This is a genomic window from Mucilaginibacter sp. CAU 1740 (assembly GCF_039839285.1).
GTDB lineage: Bacteria > Bacteroidota > Bacteroidia > Sphingobacteriales > Sphingobacteriaceae > Mucilaginibacter.
In genome coordinates this window covers 96,132-113,768 of sequence record NZ_JBDOQS010000016.1, presented here as the reverse complement: position 1 = coordinate 113,768, position 17,637 = coordinate 96,132, and the positions used below count along the sequence as shown (strand labels likewise).

At 46.5% G+C, this 17,637-nt stretch carries 14 protein-coding genes; 12 read left to right on the top strand and 2 right to left on the bottom strand.

Annotated elements, in window-relative coordinates; genetic code table 11:
- Positions 1-302 precede the first annotated feature (302 nt).
- From AAFN85_RS27650 to AAFN85_RS27595, 12 genes are all read left to right on the top strand, one after another.
- The gene (locus AAFN85_RS27650) at positions 303-479 is read left to right on the top strand and encodes a hypothetical protein (protein WP_347531205.1); all 177 of its coding nucleotides are present in this window, start codon (positions 303-305) and stop codon (positions 477-479) included.
- The gene (locus AAFN85_RS27645) at positions 476-673 is read left to right on the top strand and encodes a hypothetical protein (protein ID WP_119408821.1); all 198 of its coding nucleotides are present in this window, start codon (positions 476-478) and stop codon (positions 671-673) included. Before AAFN85_RS27650 ends, AAFN85_RS27645 begins: the two co-directional genes overlap by 4 nt.
- Positions 666-1,637 carry a sterol desaturase family protein gene (locus AAFN85_RS27640; protein ID WP_347531204.1) on the top strand — a complete coding sequence of 324 codons (972 nt, stop codon included), beginning with the start codon at positions 666-668 and terminating at the stop codon, positions 1,635-1,637. Before AAFN85_RS27645 ends, AAFN85_RS27640 begins: the two co-directional genes overlap by 8 nt.
- The gene (locus AAFN85_RS27635) at positions 1,637-2,776 is read left to right on the top strand and encodes a formylglycine-generating enzyme family protein (protein WP_347531203.1); all 1,140 of its coding nucleotides are present in this window, start codon (positions 1,637-1,639) and stop codon (positions 2,774-2,776) included. Before AAFN85_RS27640 ends, AAFN85_RS27635 begins: the two co-directional genes overlap by 1 nt.
- A 188-nt stretch (positions 2,777-2,964) precedes the next feature.
- Positions 2,965-3,138 carry a hypothetical protein gene (locus AAFN85_RS27630; protein WP_347531202.1) on the top strand — a complete coding sequence of 58 codons (174 nt, stop codon included), beginning with the start codon at positions 2,965-2,967 and terminating at the stop codon, positions 3,136-3,138.
- Positions 3,135-6,224 carry a TonB-dependent receptor gene (locus AAFN85_RS27625; RefSeq protein ID WP_347531201.1) on the top strand — a complete coding sequence of 1,030 codons (3,090 nt, stop codon included), beginning with the start codon at positions 3,135-3,137 and terminating at the stop codon, positions 6,222-6,224. The genes AAFN85_RS27630 and AAFN85_RS27625 overlap by 4 nt, the downstream gene beginning before the upstream one ends.
- Positions 6,225-6,248: 24 nt before the next feature.
- The gene (locus AAFN85_RS27620) at positions 6,249-7,805 is read left to right on the top strand and encodes a RagB/SusD family nutrient uptake outer membrane protein (protein WP_347531200.1); all 1,557 of its coding nucleotides are present in this window, start codon (positions 6,249-6,251) and stop codon (positions 7,803-7,805) included.
- Positions 7,806-7,961: 156 nt separating this feature from the next.
- Positions 7,962-8,438 (top strand): hypothetical protein, encoded by a 477-nt coding sequence (locus AAFN85_RS27615; RefSeq protein WP_347531199.1) that lies wholly within the window; start codon positions 7,962-7,964, stop codon positions 8,436-8,438.
- A gap of 19 nt (positions 8,439-8,457) precedes the next feature.
- Positions 8,458-10,287 (top strand): arylsulfatase, encoded by a 1,830-nt coding sequence (locus AAFN85_RS27610; protein WP_347531198.1) that lies wholly within the window; start codon positions 8,458-8,460, stop codon positions 10,285-10,287.
- Positions 10,288-10,306: 19 nt separating this feature from the next.
- Positions 10,307-12,181 carry an arylsulfatase gene (locus AAFN85_RS27605; RefSeq protein WP_347531197.1) on the top strand — a complete coding sequence of 625 codons (1,875 nt, stop codon included), beginning with the start codon at positions 10,307-10,309 and terminating at the stop codon, positions 12,179-12,181.
- Between the two features lie 2 nt (positions 12,182-12,183).
- The gene (locus tag AAFN85_RS27600) at positions 12,184-12,915 is read left to right on the top strand and encodes a thioredoxin domain-containing protein (protein ID WP_347531196.1); all 732 of its coding nucleotides are present in this window, start codon (positions 12,184-12,186) and stop codon (positions 12,913-12,915) included.
- Positions 12,916-12,924: 9 nt separating this feature from the next.
- On the top strand, positions 12,925-14,511 hold the full coding sequence (locus tag AAFN85_RS27595; RefSeq protein ID WP_347531195.1) for an arylsulfatase: 1,587 nt from the start codon (positions 12,925-12,927) through the stop codon (positions 14,509-14,511).
- 159 nt (positions 14,512-14,670) lie between these two features.
- On the opposite strand, the gene AAFN85_RS27590 is transcribed toward AAFN85_RS27595, so the two are convergent.
- Positions 14,671-15,900 (bottom strand): membrane dipeptidase, encoded by a 1,230-nt coding sequence (locus AAFN85_RS27590; RefSeq protein ID WP_347531194.1) that lies wholly within the window; start codon positions 15,898-15,900, stop codon positions 14,671-14,673.
- 252 nt (positions 15,901-16,152) lie between these two features.
- Positions 16,153-17,631: a RagB/SusD family nutrient uptake outer membrane protein gene (locus AAFN85_RS27585; RefSeq protein ID WP_347531193.1), complete on the bottom strand. Its 1,479-nt coding sequence runs from the start codon at positions 17,629-17,631 to the stop codon at positions 16,153-16,155.
- Between the last annotated feature and the right edge of the window lie 6 nt (positions 17,632-17,637).

Below are 17,637 nucleotides of genomic sequence, written 5' to 3'. Positions count from 1 at the left end.
TTTCTACATTTGTGCCAGTAAACAAAATCACTACAATCAAATAGTTTAAAAGCACCCACCATGCAACCCGAACATTTACTCAAAAACGGCTTTGCTAAACATCAATTACCTGCCTCTGCTTTTACCTGCTGTTGTACTTCTTGTTGTTGCTGTTAATAAGGCAACATTGGGAATTTCTCCCTTCCTTTTAACTTGTTTTAAATAAACAGGTTTCCGATCAATTTTTTAATTAACAGGTGCTTATACCGGTAATGCGGACCGCTATAAGGTGCCTATGCTATAATCACTTAATCAGATTTATCATGACCCTTAACGACGTTTCCCTTATCGGGAAGAAGGTATTGGTGGGCATTATCGTAACCATCATTCCTTTCATTATCATCTTCGGAGGCTTGTGGCTTGGTCGCAAATTGCTTGACAGAGGTGCTAATGCCAAAACAACACAAATTGTTCAACCTCAAAACATTAACGCCTCATGAAATTAGAAGAATCAACCAAAAAGCAGATCATCCGAAACGCCTCGCTGAGCCTGTTCTTGTATATCCTGCCTATCGCGCTCATGTTTGGCACGTTTGCCATTACCGGCCAGCGCCCCTGGGAAAAGAAACAACATCAGCATAAACAGGAAAACACAGTAAAAACTAAAACTTCAAACCAGCAAGACAATGATTGAGCAGATAAAACAAGTAATAGACAACCTTAACGGCTACGGATTTTCCGTTTTGGTACTGGTATTAGGCGTACTCGAATTTTCGTTCGGCCTGTACAAAAAACGTTGGAATACTAATGAAAAATGGGTGGATATAGCCTGCTTTACCATCCCTAAACTGGTAGTGAAACCCTTGGTTGCCTACTACAGCCTGTTGGCCTTGCCGGCGCTGTTACCAACTCTGAAAAATACTTTCGATTGGGTTCCATTTTTATGGGGATGCGCCATCATAGCCGTGGCCGACGATTTGACCCAATACTGGTACCACCGCCTGCACCACCAGGTACCATGGTTATGGCGTTTCCACCGTACGCACCACTCGGCATCGTACATGGGTATGGCTATGGCCAGCAGGCAAAATATTATTTACACACTGTTCTTTTCGCAAACTTATTTAACCGCGGCATTGGTTTACCTTGGTTTGGGTATTCCGGCCATTGTGGTAAAAGGTATCAAAGGTACTATCACTACGTTGGCACATTCAAGTATCCCATGGGATAAACCTTTTTACCAATATAAAGTATTGCACCCACTTGCCTGGATTTTAGAGCGTACCATATCAACCCCGGCTACACACCATGCGCACCATGCCGCCACTACCGATGACGGCGTAGGCTATTACAAAGGCAATTTTGGTAATATGTTTTTTTGGTGGGATATCATTTTCGGTACGGCACATATCTCGCGCCAGTACCCTAAAGCTTATGGCATCTCGCACTATGAAGGCGACCAATGGTATGCGCAACTGGCATGGCCGCTATTTAAATCAAAAGTAGCTGGAAGCGAATTGGCTGCCGATGGCCCTATAATTAGAGAAGATGTGCCTTTGCAACCACATCAATTATATAGACCAGATCCTGTTGTTGCGTTAGAGGCAGAACAAGAGCAGGTTGATGCGCAGTTACAGTTACAGCCGGTAAAAGCGTAATGAAAAATATAGTACTTATACTGTTTGGGGCGATGTTTTTAGCTGCGTGCGGGCAGCATGAAAAACCGGTAACCGTTGCGGCTATTGCCCCGGTTCCGGGCAGTAAAAAGAAAGTTTGCTGCGAATCGAATTTACCAAACAGGTTTAAAACAGCAGGGCTAAGCGGTGCGGCGCTTACCCTGCCTGATACTGGCAACACCCATGCCAACCATGCGGGGATGGTATGGGTACCCGCCGGGACTTTTAGGATGGGGGCGGATAACCAACAGGCCGAGCCTGACGAATACCCCAAACACGATGTTAGCGTTGATGGTTTCTGGATAGATAAAACGGAAGTAACCAACGCCGAGTTTGCCAAATTTATAAAAGCCACAGGCTATGTAACCACTGCGGAGCGCAAACCCGACTGGAACGAACTGAAAAAACAAATGCCGCCCGGCACCGAAAAGCCTGCCGATAGTTTGCTGGTACCGGCATCGCTGGTATTTGTACCGGCAGATCATCCGGTTAACCTGAATGATTACGCGCAATGGTGGGCCTGGAAAACCGGTGCAAACTGGAAACATCCACATGGCCCCGGCAGTGATATTAAGGGTAAGGATAACTACCCGGTAGTGCAGGTATCCTGGTACGATGCCGTAGCCTATAGTAAATGGGCCAACAAGCGCCTGCCAACCGAAGCCGAATGGGAGCGCGCGGCAAGGGGCGGACTTGAAGATAAAGTGTACCCATGGGGCAACGAAAAAATAAGCGAAGGGCAACCCAAGGCCAATACCTGGGAGGGAAGCTTTCCTTATAAAAATACCCAGCGCGATAAGTTTTATTACTTAGCCCCGGTAAGCTCTTTCAAGCCAAATGGTTATGGTTTGTATGATATGGCCGGTAACGTTTGGGAGTGGTGTGCCGATCTGTACAACAATAACTATTACAAAACATTGGGTACAAACGGTGTGAAGAACCCCAAAGGCGCTTCAAAATCGTACGATCCGGATGAGCCTTATGCCATAAAGCGGGTGGTACGCGGCGGATCGTTTTTGTGTAACGATAGCTATTGCTCGGGTTACCGGGTATCGCGCCGGATGAAAACCACCGAAGATAGTGGAATGGAACACCTCGGTTTCCGTTGTGTTAGTAATTAAATACCCCGAATTAAATAATTGACCTGCCTGCTTAACGCAAGGCACAAACAGAAAGGAACATGAAACGATAATATTTACCTACTACAAATAAGGGAAAAGCAGTGCTTTTCCCTCCGGATCAAAACAACGAAACAGGGATCGATTGGCGTTGAGCCTGTTTCATGGTGTCATTTTAATTATTCAAATCTATGCAAAATATTGCAAAGGCGGGAAAAGGCTATACGTTGCCTTTTGCCCGGCAGGCAGCACCCTTTACGCTGCAAATTATTGAGGATGCATTTCATCCCCAGCAATTATACAGGCCGTTTTACACGGCAAACCAATCGGCAGAGTTTTCAACCTTTAACAACCTGTCGACATGAAAAAACTCTTATTAATACCGTTTTTATTGCTGATAGGTTTACCATTGTTAACCATCGCGCAGCAAACACAACCTACCATTAACTCACATTTGGTTGGCCGTGTAATTGACAGTGCCACCCGCGAACCATTGCCCGGAGCGGTGGTTAAAATTCAGGGTACCACGCACGTTGTTTCAACAGATATTGAGGGTAAATTCAGCTTTGTTACCGGGCAAAAGTTCCCTTATAAATTGATCATCACCTTTACCGGCTACGAAAAAAAGGAATTTATTGCCGACGGCAGCCCGGTTGAAATTAAACTGAAAGATGCCCAGACCCAGTTAAACCAGGTGGTTGTAGTGGGTTACGGTTCGCAAAAACGTAAGGATATAACCGGATCTGTTGCATCGGTACCGGCGCTGGCCCTGAAACAGCCCATCCCGTCATTAGATAGGGCCTTGCAGGGTTCGGTATCAGGGATCCAGGTTACGCAGGCTACCGGGCAGCCGGGAGCGGGTGTAACTGTACAGGTACGCGGTGTGAACTCCATCAATGCTGTTGCTGAGCCGTTGTATGTTATCGACGGTTTCCCAACTTCAAACAGCAACTCATTAACTGATGCAGGCGTAACCAATGGGCCGAAGATCAACCCATTGGCATCTATCAATACATCGGATATTGAAAGTATCGAGGTATTAAAAGATGCATCTGCCACCGCTATTTACGGTACCCGTGGTGCCAATGGTGTAATTATCATCACCACCAAAAAAGGTAAAGCCGGTGTATCATCTATTAATTACGATGGCAGCTTCGGCAGGCAGGAGGTAATCAAAACTTTGCCGCTGCTCAATACCACCCAGTGGGAAGCCTTGCGTAACGATGCTTTGGTAAACACAGGAAAAGCAACCCAAACCGAAGCCCAGCTTAACCCATACGGTGCCAATACCGATTGGCAGGCCGCCGCTTTCCGCAAAGCGAACTCGCAGAACCATAGCCTTTCGATATTTTCGGGTACCGAGCGCACCAGGCTGGCATTTTCTGGCAACTACTTTAAACAGGATGGGATCCTGCAAAATACCAACTTTGAGCGTTATGCAGGCCGTGTGAACGTGGAGCACGATTATAACGATAAGTTTAAGATCACATCATACATAACAGGTAGCCGCACCACCGCGCAAATTGCGCCGCAGGGCGTTGTTCCAGCTATTTTATTGATGACGCCTACCACACCGGTTTACAATGCCGATGGTTCGTTCTTTGTTAAAAATATATTTGAGGGCACCTACGGTAACCCCATCAATACGTTGTACAATCAGATCAACCGCACCACCACAAGCCGCATTTTGGGTAACATCGCGGGCGATTATAAGATCACCGAGAACTTAACCGCAAGAGTATTGGCTGGTGTTGATATCATCGACAATAAACAAAACCGCTACCTTCCCTCCACTGTATTTGAAGGCCAGGGCTATGGCGGTTTAGGCGAAACCGGTACGCTCAACTCTTTTAACTGGTTAAACGAAAATACGCTTACCTACAACAAAAAATTTGGTAAACACTCCTTAAATGTGCTGGCCGGTTTTACTCAGCAGCAGTTTAAAGCTGAGGGTGCCATTACCGGTGCCTCAGGTTTTGTTAGCGATTATGATACTTACAATAACCTCGGCTCGGGCAGTGTTACCAACATATCAGGAAGCGGCTTCGCTATCGCGCCTTCTACATCATCGAATGTGTGGGCATTGAAATCGTACCTGGGCAGGGTGAATTATGGCTTTAACAGCAAATACCTGTTAACGTTAACCCTACGTGCTGATGGTTCATCTAAATTTGCTCCGGGTCATCAGTGGGCCTCGTTCCCGTCGGCCGCGGTAGCCTGGAATGCATCGAGCGAAGATTTCCTGAAAAACGTAACGGCTATCAGCCAGTTGAAACTACGCTTTAGCGCGGGCCAAACCGGTAACAGCGATATCCCTGCTTATCAATCGTATTCGCAATTGGGTTACTACCGTTACAATTTTGGTAACGCTACAGTTGCAGGTTTCGCGCCAAACAGTTTATATAACCCTAACTTAACCTGGGAAAAAACCAGCCAATACGATTTTGGTTTCGACCTCGGTTTGTTTAAAGACAGGATCAGCGTAACGGCCGATATCTACTATAAAAAAACAACCAATCTGTTGCTTTATCTTCCTTTACCATCAACAAGCGGATTAACAATAATTACCAATACTTCGATTACCAATCCGCAGCAGTATGAAAACGTTGGCTCGGTGCAAAACAAAGGTTTTGAGTTGGGCATCAGTTCACGCAACTTAACTGGTGGTTTTGTTTGGAATACCAATTTGGTTTTCGCGGTTAACCGTAACAAAGTATTGAGCCTTGGCGGTAATGGTGTAAACCAGTTTATTCCGGATTCATCGCTGCCATCTATCATTAAAGTTGGCGAGCCCATAGGCTCATTTATCGGTTATAAAACCAATGGCCTGATCCAGGCTGGTGGACCGGTACTTACACCTGCCGCCAATACCGCGCCGGGTGCCCAAAACTATGTTGATATTAATGGCGATGGTAAAATAACCCAGGTGGCCGATAGGGTGATACTTGGTAATTCGCAGCCTAAATTTACAGGTGGTATCACCAATACCTTTTCGTTTAAAGGTGTTGACCTGAGCGTATTTCTACAAGGGTCGTACGGTAATAAGATCTACAACCAGCAGCGTAACACGCTTGAGCTGGGTACAGGTTACACCAATGCAACCACTACTTTACTTAACCGTTGGACACCAACTAACACCAATACTGACGTACACAGCGCATATCAGGATCCAGCTGCAACAATATCCGACAGGTTTGTTGAAAATGGCTCATATCTGCGCCTAAAAAGCCTCAGTTTAGGTTACACGTTCCCGCAATCGGTGCTGTCAAGGTCGCCTATCAAAAAGATTAGGATCTATGCCAACGCGCAAAATCTGGCTACCTGGACTAAATACACCGGTTACGATCCGGAGGTGAGCAGCAATGAGCAATCGGCCATTACCTCGGGTGTTGATAACGGGGCGTATCCTAACAACAAATCATTTATTGTGGGTATAGGTATCACCCTGTAACCAATAACCTTTGATTTTTTTAACATGAAAACGAAAAATATTATATACCTGGTTTTATTAACAGCTTTTATTGCGGCATCATGCGCCAAGCTTAATGAAGACCCGCGATCATTTATCCCGGCAAGCCAGTTTTACAAAACCCAGGCCGATGCCGTATCGGCAGTTACCGCGGTATATTCACTGCTTAATGGTGGTGCAAATAGTGTTCAAACCCCTTACAATACCCTTTTTAACACCGGTATGAATTTTATGGCCGATGATGAAGGTCCGGGGCCTGGCGCTACTAATCCCGATGTACGCTCACAAGCTGTACTTGGGCATTCGGCTTCTGGTTTGCGTGTTCTGCAGATCTGGCAACAGCACTACGCGGCAATTAAAAAGGCTAACATCGCTATCGATACTATTCCCGATATCAAATTTGATGCTATATTAAATAAAAGACTTGTTGCCGAGGCTAAGTTTTTAAGGGCGCTTTATTACTTTAATTTGGTGCGCCTGTATGGCGATGTGCCTTTGGTACTGCATGATCAAACATCTATCAACCTATCTGACTTGCAGGTGCCACGTAACCCCGCCGCTGCCGTTTATACGCAGATAGAAACCGATTTGACCAATGCAGCTGTTGATTTGCCTAATAGCTATACCGGTGCCGATGTTGGCAGGGCAACAGCGGGTGCGGCCAACGCATTATTGGCCAAAGTTTACCTTACCGAGCGTAAATGGGACAAGGCCGTAACGCAAGCCGAAGCTGTAATAAATGGTCCTTACGGGTATGATCTGTTTGCCAACTATGCCGATGCGTTTTTACCGGCTACCGAAAATGGCAAGGAGCACATTTTTTCGGCCCAGTTTAAAGCTAACTCGCAAGGGCAAGGTAACAACCAGGCCCCGCGCTCTATTCTGAATGGCATTCCTGGCATGATAAGTAGCTATGCCGATCAGGTGGTGTTTTATTCTGTGCCCGATGCTACCAAACCGGGTGGTGTTGATAAATTTTTCAGCATCTATAAGTTGTATTCGGCTAATGATAAACGCAAACGCGTAAGCTTTGTAACCCGTTTTCAAAGCCCTACAACCAACCTGTGGTATGGTAAACTGAACGACCCAACTATCGCCAACGATTCCATCCCATTCTTCAATAAATATTACGATCCAAGTGTGGTAGCTAATGAGGCTGAATCTGGTGCCAATGTATCTATTATCCGTTTCTCAGATGTGCTGCTGATCCATGCGGAAGCTGAGAATGAGCTGAACGGACCAACTGCAAAAGCTTACGCCTCAATTAACCGAGTAAGGAAACGCGCTGGTTTGGATGACCTTGCAGGGCTTGATCAAAATTCATTTAGAGACGCGGTTTATTTAGAACGCCGTTTGGAGTTTGTGTTCGAATACCAACGTTGGTTCGATCTTATCCGCGAGCGGGATGCATCGGGTAAGGGGATACTGGAAGCGGCGCTGCTTAAAGTTGGCAAAACCAACGTGAGCAAAGGCGCGGCAGGTAAGTTTTACCTGTTCCCGATACCGCAGCAGGAGATTGATAACAGTAACGGCAAGTTGACTCAGAATCCGGGCTGGCAGTAGAACGGCAAATAGAACTCGCAAGTTCAAGCGTCCACGCTTGAATTATTCGGGATAGGAGCGTCCACGCTCCCGTTTTATGGTAAGCGTGGACGCTTACCATAGCTATAATTCAAGCGTGGACGCTTGAACTTGCGATGATTTTAAAAGCGATTACCTATGAAAAAGATAACAATGCTCCTGCTCATCCTCGCCGTCCTAACCGGCCGGGTATCAGCACAAAGCAAACCCATCGAAAGCGGATCCCACGGTATCGACCCGAGGGTGTGCGAAGCTGTATTTCAGGTGCTTGACGAGTACATGACCACCTTCAACGCCAAAGACCTGAAAGGCTGGGAGGATACCTACCAGTTCCCGCATTACCGGCTGGCTGGCGGCAAAATGTCGGTACTGGAAAAGGCCGGTCTGCGTGATTCTGCAAAAGTATTTGGGGAATTGCAAAAGCAAGGCTGGGACCATAGCCAGTGGGACCACCGCAACATTGTGCAGGCCTCGGCAGATAAGGTGCATGTGGATACCCGCTTTTCGCGCTTTAGGGCGGATGGCAGCCTGATAGGGCATTATGAATCACTATACATTTTAACCAAAGAAAACGGACGCTGGGGCGTAAAATTCCGCTCCAGTTATGCCGAATAAAACCTACTAAAACATGAAAATGAATAAAATAACCTTGTTCCTGTCGCTTGGCCTGCTCGCAGCAGTTACGGCCAAAGCGCAAAACGGACGAACACCGGTATTTGGCGGCACGGTGGGCAAAACGCTTGATGAATCGAAGGAGTGGTGGCCCGAGCCTCATAAAGCGCCCGCCGGCGCGCCAAACGTATTATGGATCATTTTGGATGATGTTGGCTTTGGAGCAACAAGCACCTTTGGCGGCATCATCAAAACTCCAAATTTTGATACGCTGGCCAATAACGGTCTGCGTTACACCAATTTTCACACGGCGGGTATTTGCGCGCCAACCCGTTCGGCCTTGTTAACGGGGCGTAACCACCATTACGTTCATGAGGGTGGCTTTTCGCATGTTACCATGTCGGCCGGTTTTCCAGGTTATGATGGGCGCATCCCATCGGATAAGGGGACTATTGCCGAGGTGCTTCGCGAGAATGGTTATAACACCTTCGCGGTTGGTAAATATGGTTTAACGCCTGATGAGGATGCTACCGATGCCGGTCCGTTTGACCGTTGGCCTACTGGTAAAGGTTTTGATCATTTCTTCGGATTTTTAGGTTCGGCAACCGATCAGTACAAACCCGATCTGGTAGAGGATAACGCCCACGTAACGCCGGACGGCCGTCACCTTACTGATCAGATCACGGATAAGGCGATATTTTATTTAACCCGCCAGCACAAAGTAGCACCCGATAAACCATTCTTTTTATACTATGCGCCGGGCGCAACCCACTCACCGCACCAGGTAGCCAAAGAATGGAGCGACCTATACAAAGGCCAGTTTGACAGCGGTTGGGACGATTTCAGGGAGAAAGTTATCGCAAGGCAAAAGCAATTGGGTATTATCCCCAAATACGCCAAACTACCCGAGCTTAACACCCGCATCCCGGCCTGGAAATCATTACCCGATGCCGAGAGAAAACTATATGCCCGCTTTATGGAAGTATATGCAGGTTACCTAACCTATACCGATCATGAAGTTGGCCGTTTAATTAATCACCTTAAACAAAGCGGTCAGTTGGATAACACATTGGTATTTGTAATTATTGGCGATAATGGCGCGAGTAAAGAAGGTACGGTTCACGGAGTGATCAATCCTAAAAAGAACTCGCCTAAACTGGCTACTGAAGAGGCTTTCCTGAAAACCAATATCGAGGATATTGACGATATAGGCACACCTCAAGCCAGCACCAATTACCCGCTGGGTTGGGCGCAGGCTGCCAATACGCCGTTTAAATACTGGAAACAGGATGCTAATTCGGAAGGTGGCACCCGCAACCCGTTGATTGTTTATTACCCTAAAGGGATTAAAGATAAGGGCACTATCCGTACTCAATACGGACACGTGATTGATGTGTTGCCAACTACTTTGGAGTACACTGGTATTAAACTGCCTGAATATATCCGTGGTATTAAACAGGATACTTTGCAGGGAACTTCATTGGTTTATTCGTTCGATCATCCTGAAGCCAAATCGAAACACGTGCTGCAACACTATTACATTTTTGGTTCGAGATCAATTTATAGCGATGGCTGGAAAGCCGAAGCCGCACACCATCCGGACAATGTGGAGCTGGGCGATTTTAAAGTGGGGCAGAATGTACCGGATAAAAGTTTCGACGAGGATACCTGGGAACTATATAACCTGAACGAGGATTTTAACGAGCGGATAGATCTCGCCAAAAAATATCCTGAAAAGTTAAAAGAACTGAAAGCGGTATTTGAAGCACAGGCGCAGAAAAACAACCTGTACCCATTTATTGATTGGTACGATGTATATCACCAGCGCATCCACAAAAACTACAAAAAATAACCAATAAGCCCATTTTATCATGAAAACTTATCAACGAATCGCGGCGCTTTCGGCATTGTCCCTCGCCTTTAGCGCGCCGGTTTTCGCGCAGTTACCGCAGGTGAAAGTGACACCTGCCAATATAGCGCCTATTGATCCGGCCAATTACAAAGGCGTGGAAGGTAAAACCCTCGCCGAATCAAAAGAATGGTGGAACAAACCACTCAAAGCGCCCAAAGGTGCACCAAATATTGTATGGATCTTATTAGATGACGTAGGCTTCGGTGCATCAGGAACTTTTGGCGGTCTCATCAATACACCTAATTTTGATACGCTGGCTAACAATGGCCTGCGTTATACCAACTTTCATACAGCGGGTATCTGTGCGCCTACCCGCTCCTCATTGCTAACTGGGCGTAACCATCATTATGTGCACATGGGTAACTTTGCCCATGCTTCAACAGCTGCCGGTTTTCCGGGTTATGACGGGCGTATCCCGCCGGATAAGGGCACTATTGCCGAAGCTTTACGCTCTAACGGTTACAGCACCTTCGCGGTGGGTAAATGGGGCGTAACGCCGGATGAAGATACTACTGCCGTTGGTCCGTTTGACAGGTGGCCAACTGGTAAAGGTTTTGATCACCATTTTGGTTTCCTCGAATCGGCTACGGATCAATATAACCCGCCGCATTTGGTTGAGGATAATTTCCACATCAAACCCGATGGTCGTAACCTGAACGAGCAGATCACCGATAAGGCCATCGCCTATATCGATGCCGCCCACAAAGCCGCGCCTGATCAGCCGTTCTTTTTATACTATGCACCGGGCGCAACCCATGCCCCGCACCAGGTAAGCCATGAGTGGAGTGACCTGTATAAAGGCAAGTTCGATGAGGGATGGGATGTGTACCGCCAAAAGGTATTCGAAAATCAGAAAAAGGCAGGCTACATCCCCGCCTACGCCAAACTACCCGAGCGTAACGAGCGCATTAAGGAATGGAACAGCCTGCCTGCCGATCAGAAAAAACTGTATGCTCGTTTTATGGAGGTTTATGCGGGATACCTTACCTACATCGATAACCAGGTTGGCCGTGTGATCAACTACCTTAAAGCATCTGGCCAATTTGATAATACACTGGTTTTTGTGATGATAGGTGATAACGGTGCGAGTAAAGAGGGTACAGTTCATGGTGTGATCAATCCTAAAAACTCGGCAGCAACCACGCTTGAGGCTGATTATATCAAAAAGAACGAAAGCGATTACGAAACCATCGGCACGCCCGAAGCCAGCACCAACTATCCTTTAGGTTGGGCACAGGCTGCTAATACGCCATTCAAATACTGGAAATCTGACGCTGATGCCGAGGGTGGTACCCACAACCCGCTTATAGTTTACTATCCAAAATTGATAACTGAAAAAGGTGGCATTCGTAACCAATACAGCCACGTTTCCGATGTGTTCCCTACTACCATTGAGGCAGCCGGTTTAAAACTGCCTGATTATGTTAAAGGTATTAAACAGGATACTTTGCAGGGCAAATCGTTCTTCAGTTCATTCAATAACGCGCAGGCGAAAACACTGCATACGCAGCAGTACTATTACATTTTCACTTCGAGGTCGATCTATAAAGATGGTTGGAAAGCCGAAGCTGCGCACCGCCCGGATAACGTGGATCTGCTGAACTTTCCGAAAGAGAAAACCATCCCCGAGCGTAATTACGATAAGGATGTTTGGAAGCTGTACAACCTGAACGAGGATTTTAACGAGCGCAACGACCTCGCCAAAAAATATCCTGAAAAACTAAAAGAGCTGAAAGACCTGTTCGATGCCGAGGCCAAAAAGAATCACATCTATCCGTTTATCGACCGCGACGATATCAATAACAAACGCATCCACAAACTCGAAAACAATTAACCATGAAAAACTTAAAAATTGTTTTACTCGCCTTGCTGGTAATCGTTACCGGCGAGGTAAAAGCTCAATCACCAAAGCTGTTATCGCTCGAAGCATTCGCGGCTAAACTAAAACAGGCCAAAGAACCGCAGATACTGGATGCCCGTTCGGCAGAAGAATTTGTGCAGAACCATATTAAGGGAGCTACTAATGTAGATGCTAAAGCAGCCGATTATCAACAGAAATTAGATGCTTTGGATAAAGAGAAATCAACTTTCGTTTATTCGATAGCCAATGGCCGCAGCACCGTGCTTTCGCGCGAGTTAAGGGCGAAAGGCTTTAAAGATGTGGAAGAACTGCCGGGTGGTTTGGCCAACTGGATAGGTTCGGGATATCCTATTATCTCTACCACTAAAAAAGACGTGTCGCTATCTAGAAGCCAGTTTAATGAATTGGCAGCCTCATCACCCGAGGTTTTGGTTGATTTTGGTTCGAGGTATTGCGGTGCCTGTAAAAAGCTGGTGCCTGTGTTGGATTCATTGAAAGCTAATAAAGCGTTTTCGCCCAAGGTGATCAGCATTGAGGTTTATGATAATACCAACCTGGCCAAGGAGTTGAAAGTAAATGTGCTGCCAACTTTAGTTCTGTATAAAAACGGTAAACAGGTTTGGAAAAAGCAGGGCTTTTCATCAACCTTCCAGGTTATCGCGGCTACCGAATCGGCTAAGAGTCCGTTGGCGGCTAATGGTAAATAAAAGCAGTTTATGTTATTAAAAAAAATCGGCTACATAATCATCGCCATATGTTGCACGGGGCCTGTATTGGGACAGGCCCCAAAACTAAAGCCCAATATCGTGGTCATCCTGGCCGACGATATGGGCTTTTCTGATATCGGCTGTTTCGGTTCGGAGATCAGCACACCCAACATCGACAGGCTTGCCCGCGAAGGCTTGAAAATGACGCAATTTTATAACGCGGGCAGATGCTGCCCATCGCGCGCAGCTTTATTAACCGGGCTGTATCCGCATCAAGCCGGAGTAGGTGATATGGTGAAATACAAAGGCTCGCCCGCTTACCAGGGCTATCTTAACGAACACAGCGCTACGATTGCCGAATTGTTGAAAGAGCAAGCCGGTTACAACACCATCGTATCCGGTAAATGGCATGTTGGGTTGCAAAAATCGGCTTTAGCTTATAACCGCGGCTTTGATAAATCGTTCACCATGCTGAACAATGGCAGCAGCTATTTCAACTCGGCACCGCTGTATAACGATGGTAGTAAGATCACGTTTATGCTGAACGACAAGGAAATTACCAGAAGCGATACCTCAAAATATCTAACCCGGGCTATAACCGATTTTGCGGTTAAATCTTTAGATGAAATCAAAGCTGAACAAAAGCCCTTTTTTATGTACGTGGCTTACAACGCACCGCACTGGCCTATCCAGGCTTTGCCCGAAGATATCGTTAAGTTTAAAGGCCAATACCTCAAGGGGTGGGATGTACTGCGCAAGCAACGTTATGAAAAGCAACTGGCTCTCGGTATCATCAAAAAGCAATGGGCATTATCACCTCGTGATAAACGTGCCGCAGCATGGAAATCGCTATCCGCAGAAGAAAAAGAAAAATGGGATACCCGAATGGCTATTTATGCCGCCATGGTTTACCGGATGGATGCCTGCATAGGCGAAATCTTAACCAAACTAAAACAATTGGGAAAAGATAAAAACACCATCATCCTTTTCGCATCTGATAATGGTGGAAGCGCCGATGAGGTGAAAAGCTTATCGACAGTGATTCAAAAGAACGGTGAACCGGGTTCAGTTAATTCGATTGATAGTTATGAAATCCCATGGGCTAATGTAAGTAACACCCCGTTTAAACTATTTAAACGTAATACGCATGAGGGCGGAATAGCCACGCCGTTGATAGCCTGGTATCCGGGACATATTAAAGCGGGAGGTACCAACAGCAGCGTAGGGCATTTGATCGATCTGATGCCCACCTGTTTGGAGTTGGCGGGGGTAAATTATCCTACTCAATTTAAAAACAGGGAACTTACTCCTTTAGCTGGCAAAAGTTTGCTTAATGCTTTTAAAGGAAAACCCAATGCCGGTAACCAAACGCTGTTTTGGGAACATGAAGGCAGCCGCGCCATCCGTAAAGGCAAATGGAAACTGGTGGCTGAACCAAAGCAACCCTGGGAGTTATATGATTTTGATGCCGATCGTTCTGAAATTAACGACTTAGCTACGAAGTATCCGGCTAAGGTTGTTGAATTGGAGAAGGAATATCAGGCTTGGGCGAATAAAGTTGGTGTAGTTGATTGGGAGACGATAAAGGATTTATGATATAGGCTATCACCACCACGTCATTGCGAGGTACGAAGCAATCCCCAAGAGGCAGAGCAACTAAGCAAATTCACCCTGTACAGTCGGGATTGCTTCGTGCCTCGCAATGACGTTTTTTATTATAATCGTTTTTAGATGAGCTAATGAGAAGCCGGTTTATTATCCCTTTCCTCCCGTAGCTTCCCCAAGCACCCTGCAAAAATTCCCGCCGCCTATTTTGCCTATTTCATCAGCGGTAAAACCAGTTTTTAACAAGCCATCAACAACGGCATAATAAAAGCCAACTTTTTGATCGGCCCAGCTTTCGTTGGTGCGTTCGCCAACGCGGGCTTTGTTAGGGCCGCCGTTATCTTTTGGTGGTCCGGGAGGGGGGCCATTTGGGCCATCGCCGGGTTTCGGACCAGGGCCGCCCGGTGGCGGGCCAAAATTTCCTTGCGGTCGGTATGGGGGTGTTAACTTAGTATCGGTACCGATGCATACGTGATCGACGCCAACAACATCAACCAGTGCGCGGATATTTTGAGCGTATTCTAAAGGGGTATCAGCCAAATGTGTCCATACACCAATTACCCCACCGGAATCAGCTACAATTTTAGCCTGTTCTTTACTGATGAGTCGCGGACGCATCATTTTGGCCATAAATTCATTGCTGCCTAATTGAGTATCCAGCCCGGTGTGTGAAATGATTATCGGGTGGGCAGCCAGTTTCATGGCTGCAATGGCTGTATCATTACTGCAATGTGCCAGATCAACCAAAATGCCTAAACGGTTACACTCTTTGATCACATCTGCACCGAACGCCGTTAGGCCGCCTAAGCGTGGTGGATTGGTATAAACATCACCCAAGGGTACTGATGCATCGCTATCATGAAGCAGAGTGAGGTGGCGCAACCCACGTTCGTAAGATTCGCTCAAACGCTCCAGCTTTCCCTCTAAAAAATGCGAGCCTTCAATAGATTGGATAACTGTTGGCCGTCTGTTTTGATGAGCAGAGCGTAAATCATTTAAGTTAAGTGACCGCTTCATTCCGTTGCGGGCCAATTGCTGATCCATGGCCGTGAGGCCATTTTTAAAACGCTCATAAGCTTCGCCGGGGTTTTGCATGCGCTGATAATCAAGCGCGAATGTCATGCAGATGGCGGATAGGCCTGATTTTTTCATCTCGCCGGCAAGGTCAATATCTGGTCTGGGTAATTCGTTGGTATTTAGTGGTACATCGATGTGGTTGTGTGTATCTATCCCAATAGTACCGGCAACTATCGCGGCAACCCTTGGGTCGATATCGTCAATAGTCCATGCCGCAAGTGGACCTATCAATGCCGCGCCCGCACCGGCGATGCCAAGCGTAGTAAGAAATTCTCGTCGGGACCAGGTTGGTTTGTATGTCATTATCTAAAATTAGATTGGAGAGTGAATCGCCGTTTGTTAATTATAATTGAAGTTAATAACCAACATTTATAAAATATCACACAATCGGCGTGGAGGTTAAACAAATCGACGAATAGCAAATACTACAGGATGCGATTCGATCGGATAAACCATCGCACAAAACATATTCCGTGGGGAACTCCTATTAAGCGTATCTAAAAAACGAAAGCGGCTACTCGTTAAAGTAGCCGCTTTCGTTTTAATTTAATAGGATCAATATCCTGTGTTTTGAATCAAATTAGGTGAGTTCCTATCCACCTCTGATTGCGGCAGTGGCCAAAAATCAAAGTTGGCCCTGTAAATTGTTTTGGTAGCCGGTGTTAATGGATTTTGAATAAAGCCATTAAGTTTTTGTTGGGCTACACCCCAACGGCGGAGGTCGAAATAACGGGTACCTTCCAGTGCCAGTTCTACCCGGCGCTCGTGCCTGATCTTATCGCGCATTGCCTCTTGCGATAAGCCTGATGCTAATGCAGGCATGTTCACTCCCGGACGGGCGCGCACTTCATTTACCTGTTTATAAACGCTGGCATCCGGGCCAATGGCTTCATTCTGAGCCTCGGCATACATCAGTTTGATGTCGGCAAAACGCAACCAAACATAATCCTGATCATCAAGCATACCCGGTTGCGGATCAATGCTTTTAGGGTCGAGCCATTTTTTAGCAGGGTAAAAACCAACTGTCCAGTTGTTTACACCCGGCGTGCCAACGGTGTTTGGATATGGCCAGCCTTGTGCCTGTGTATCACCCGGGAAAAAGAAGGTCATGGTTTTACGCGGATCATTAGGTTCGTACTCGTTGATCATATCCTGTGTTCCCTGCAGGTCTTTGTATCCGGTACCAATGATCAAAATGGTAATAGGGAAGGGTTGAGGAACCGACGGCGCCTGAAACTGGATCGAAAACATAATTTCGGGACTTGTGCGCTGATCGGGTTTGTAAAAGTTAGCCGCATAGTTGCTGTTTAAAGAAAATTGCCCTGCATCAATGATGGTTTTGGCCAAAGCTGCTGCTTCGGCATATTTTTTCTCGAACAAAAGCACCCTAACTTTAATACCCTGGGCCGAAGCTTTTACCACATGCCCGGTGGTGTACTTGTTATCCGGCAAAGAGGCGATGGCCAGGTCAAGATCGCTCTCTATCAGTTTCAGCACATCCTCGCGATTTGATTTGGTTAATTTTGCCTTAGGATCTGCAGTTACCGGATCGGCTGTTAAAATAGGTACGTTACCATAGGTTTGGGCCAGTAAAAAGTAATCGAAGGCGCGGATAAAGGAAGCTTCGCCTTTGTATTGGTTAAGCTTATCGCCGGTTAGCACTTTGCCCACGTTAGCTAAAAAGCTATTGGTTGCAGCAATGCTGACATAAGCGGCAGTATAAACGCTGCTGTTAACATCGGTAACATAACCGCCAATAGTGGGTGTTAAGCCAGCAATTAATGATTGCTGCGACCCGCCCTGGCTGTTCTGGCTGTAAGCGTTATCGCTAAAATCGTCCCATAAAACAGGACTGAATGATCCCGCGTTTGAGTTTTCTAATGTGCCGTAAAGGCCGGTAAGTGCCAGGTCGGCATCGGCAGGTGTTTTCCAGAATCCGCTTGAAGATAGCTTATCGGGTGGGTTAACATCCAGCTTTTTGCATGATGCCAAACCTATCACCGCTGCTGCAAATATGATTATGCGTGTTTTCATTTAAAT

What these genes read in the sequence shown, in the direction of transcription:
- AAFN85_RS27590 (WP_347531194.1), bottom strand. Translation starts at nt 15,900, where the DNA reads ATGACATACAAACCAACCTGGTCCCGACGAGAATTTCTTACTACGCTT.
- AAFN85_RS27645 (WP_119408821.1), top strand. Translation starts at nt 476, where the DNA reads ATGAAATTAGAAGAATCAACCAAAAAGCAGATCATCCGAAACGCCTCG.
- AAFN85_RS27640 (WP_347531204.1), top strand. Translation starts at nt 666, where the DNA reads ATGATTGAGCAGATAAAACAAGTAATAGACAACCTTAACGGCTACGGA.
- AAFN85_RS27615 (WP_347531199.1), top strand. Translation starts at nt 7,962, where the DNA reads ATGAAAAAGATAACAATGCTCCTGCTCATCCTCGCCGTCCTAACCGGC.
- AAFN85_RS27650 (WP_347531205.1), top strand. Translation starts at nt 303, where the DNA reads ATGACCCTTAACGACGTTTCCCTTATCGGGAAGAAGGTATTGGTGGGC.
- AAFN85_RS27625 (WP_347531201.1), top strand. Translation starts at nt 3,135, where the DNA reads ATGAAAAAACTCTTATTAATACCGTTTTTATTGCTGATAGGTTTACCA.
- AAFN85_RS27630 (WP_347531202.1), top strand. Translation starts at nt 2,965, where the DNA reads ATGCAAAATATTGCAAAGGCGGGAAAAGGCTATACGTTGCCTTTTGCC.
- AAFN85_RS27635 (WP_347531203.1), top strand. Translation starts at nt 1,637, where the DNA reads ATGAAAAATATAGTACTTATACTGTTTGGGGCGATGTTTTTAGCTGCG.
- AAFN85_RS27595 (WP_347531195.1), top strand. Translation starts at nt 12,925, where the DNA reads ATGTTATTAAAAAAAATCGGCTACATAATCATCGCCATATGTTGCACG.
- AAFN85_RS27585 (WP_347531193.1), bottom strand. Translation starts at nt 17,631, where the DNA reads ATGAAAACACGCATAATCATATTTGCAGCAGCGGTGATAGGTTTGGCA.
- AAFN85_RS27605 (WP_347531197.1), top strand. Translation starts at nt 10,307, where the DNA reads ATGAAAACTTATCAACGAATCGCGGCGCTTTCGGCATTGTCCCTCGCC.
- AAFN85_RS27610 (WP_347531198.1), top strand. Translation starts at nt 8,458, where the DNA reads ATGAATAAAATAACCTTGTTCCTGTCGCTTGGCCTGCTCGCAGCAGTT.
- AAFN85_RS27600 (WP_347531196.1), top strand. Translation starts at nt 12,184, where the DNA reads ATGAAAAACTTAAAAATTGTTTTACTCGCCTTGCTGGTAATCGTTACC.
- AAFN85_RS27620 (WP_347531200.1), top strand. Translation starts at nt 6,249, where the DNA reads ATGAAAACGAAAAATATTATATACCTGGTTTTATTAACAGCTTTTATT.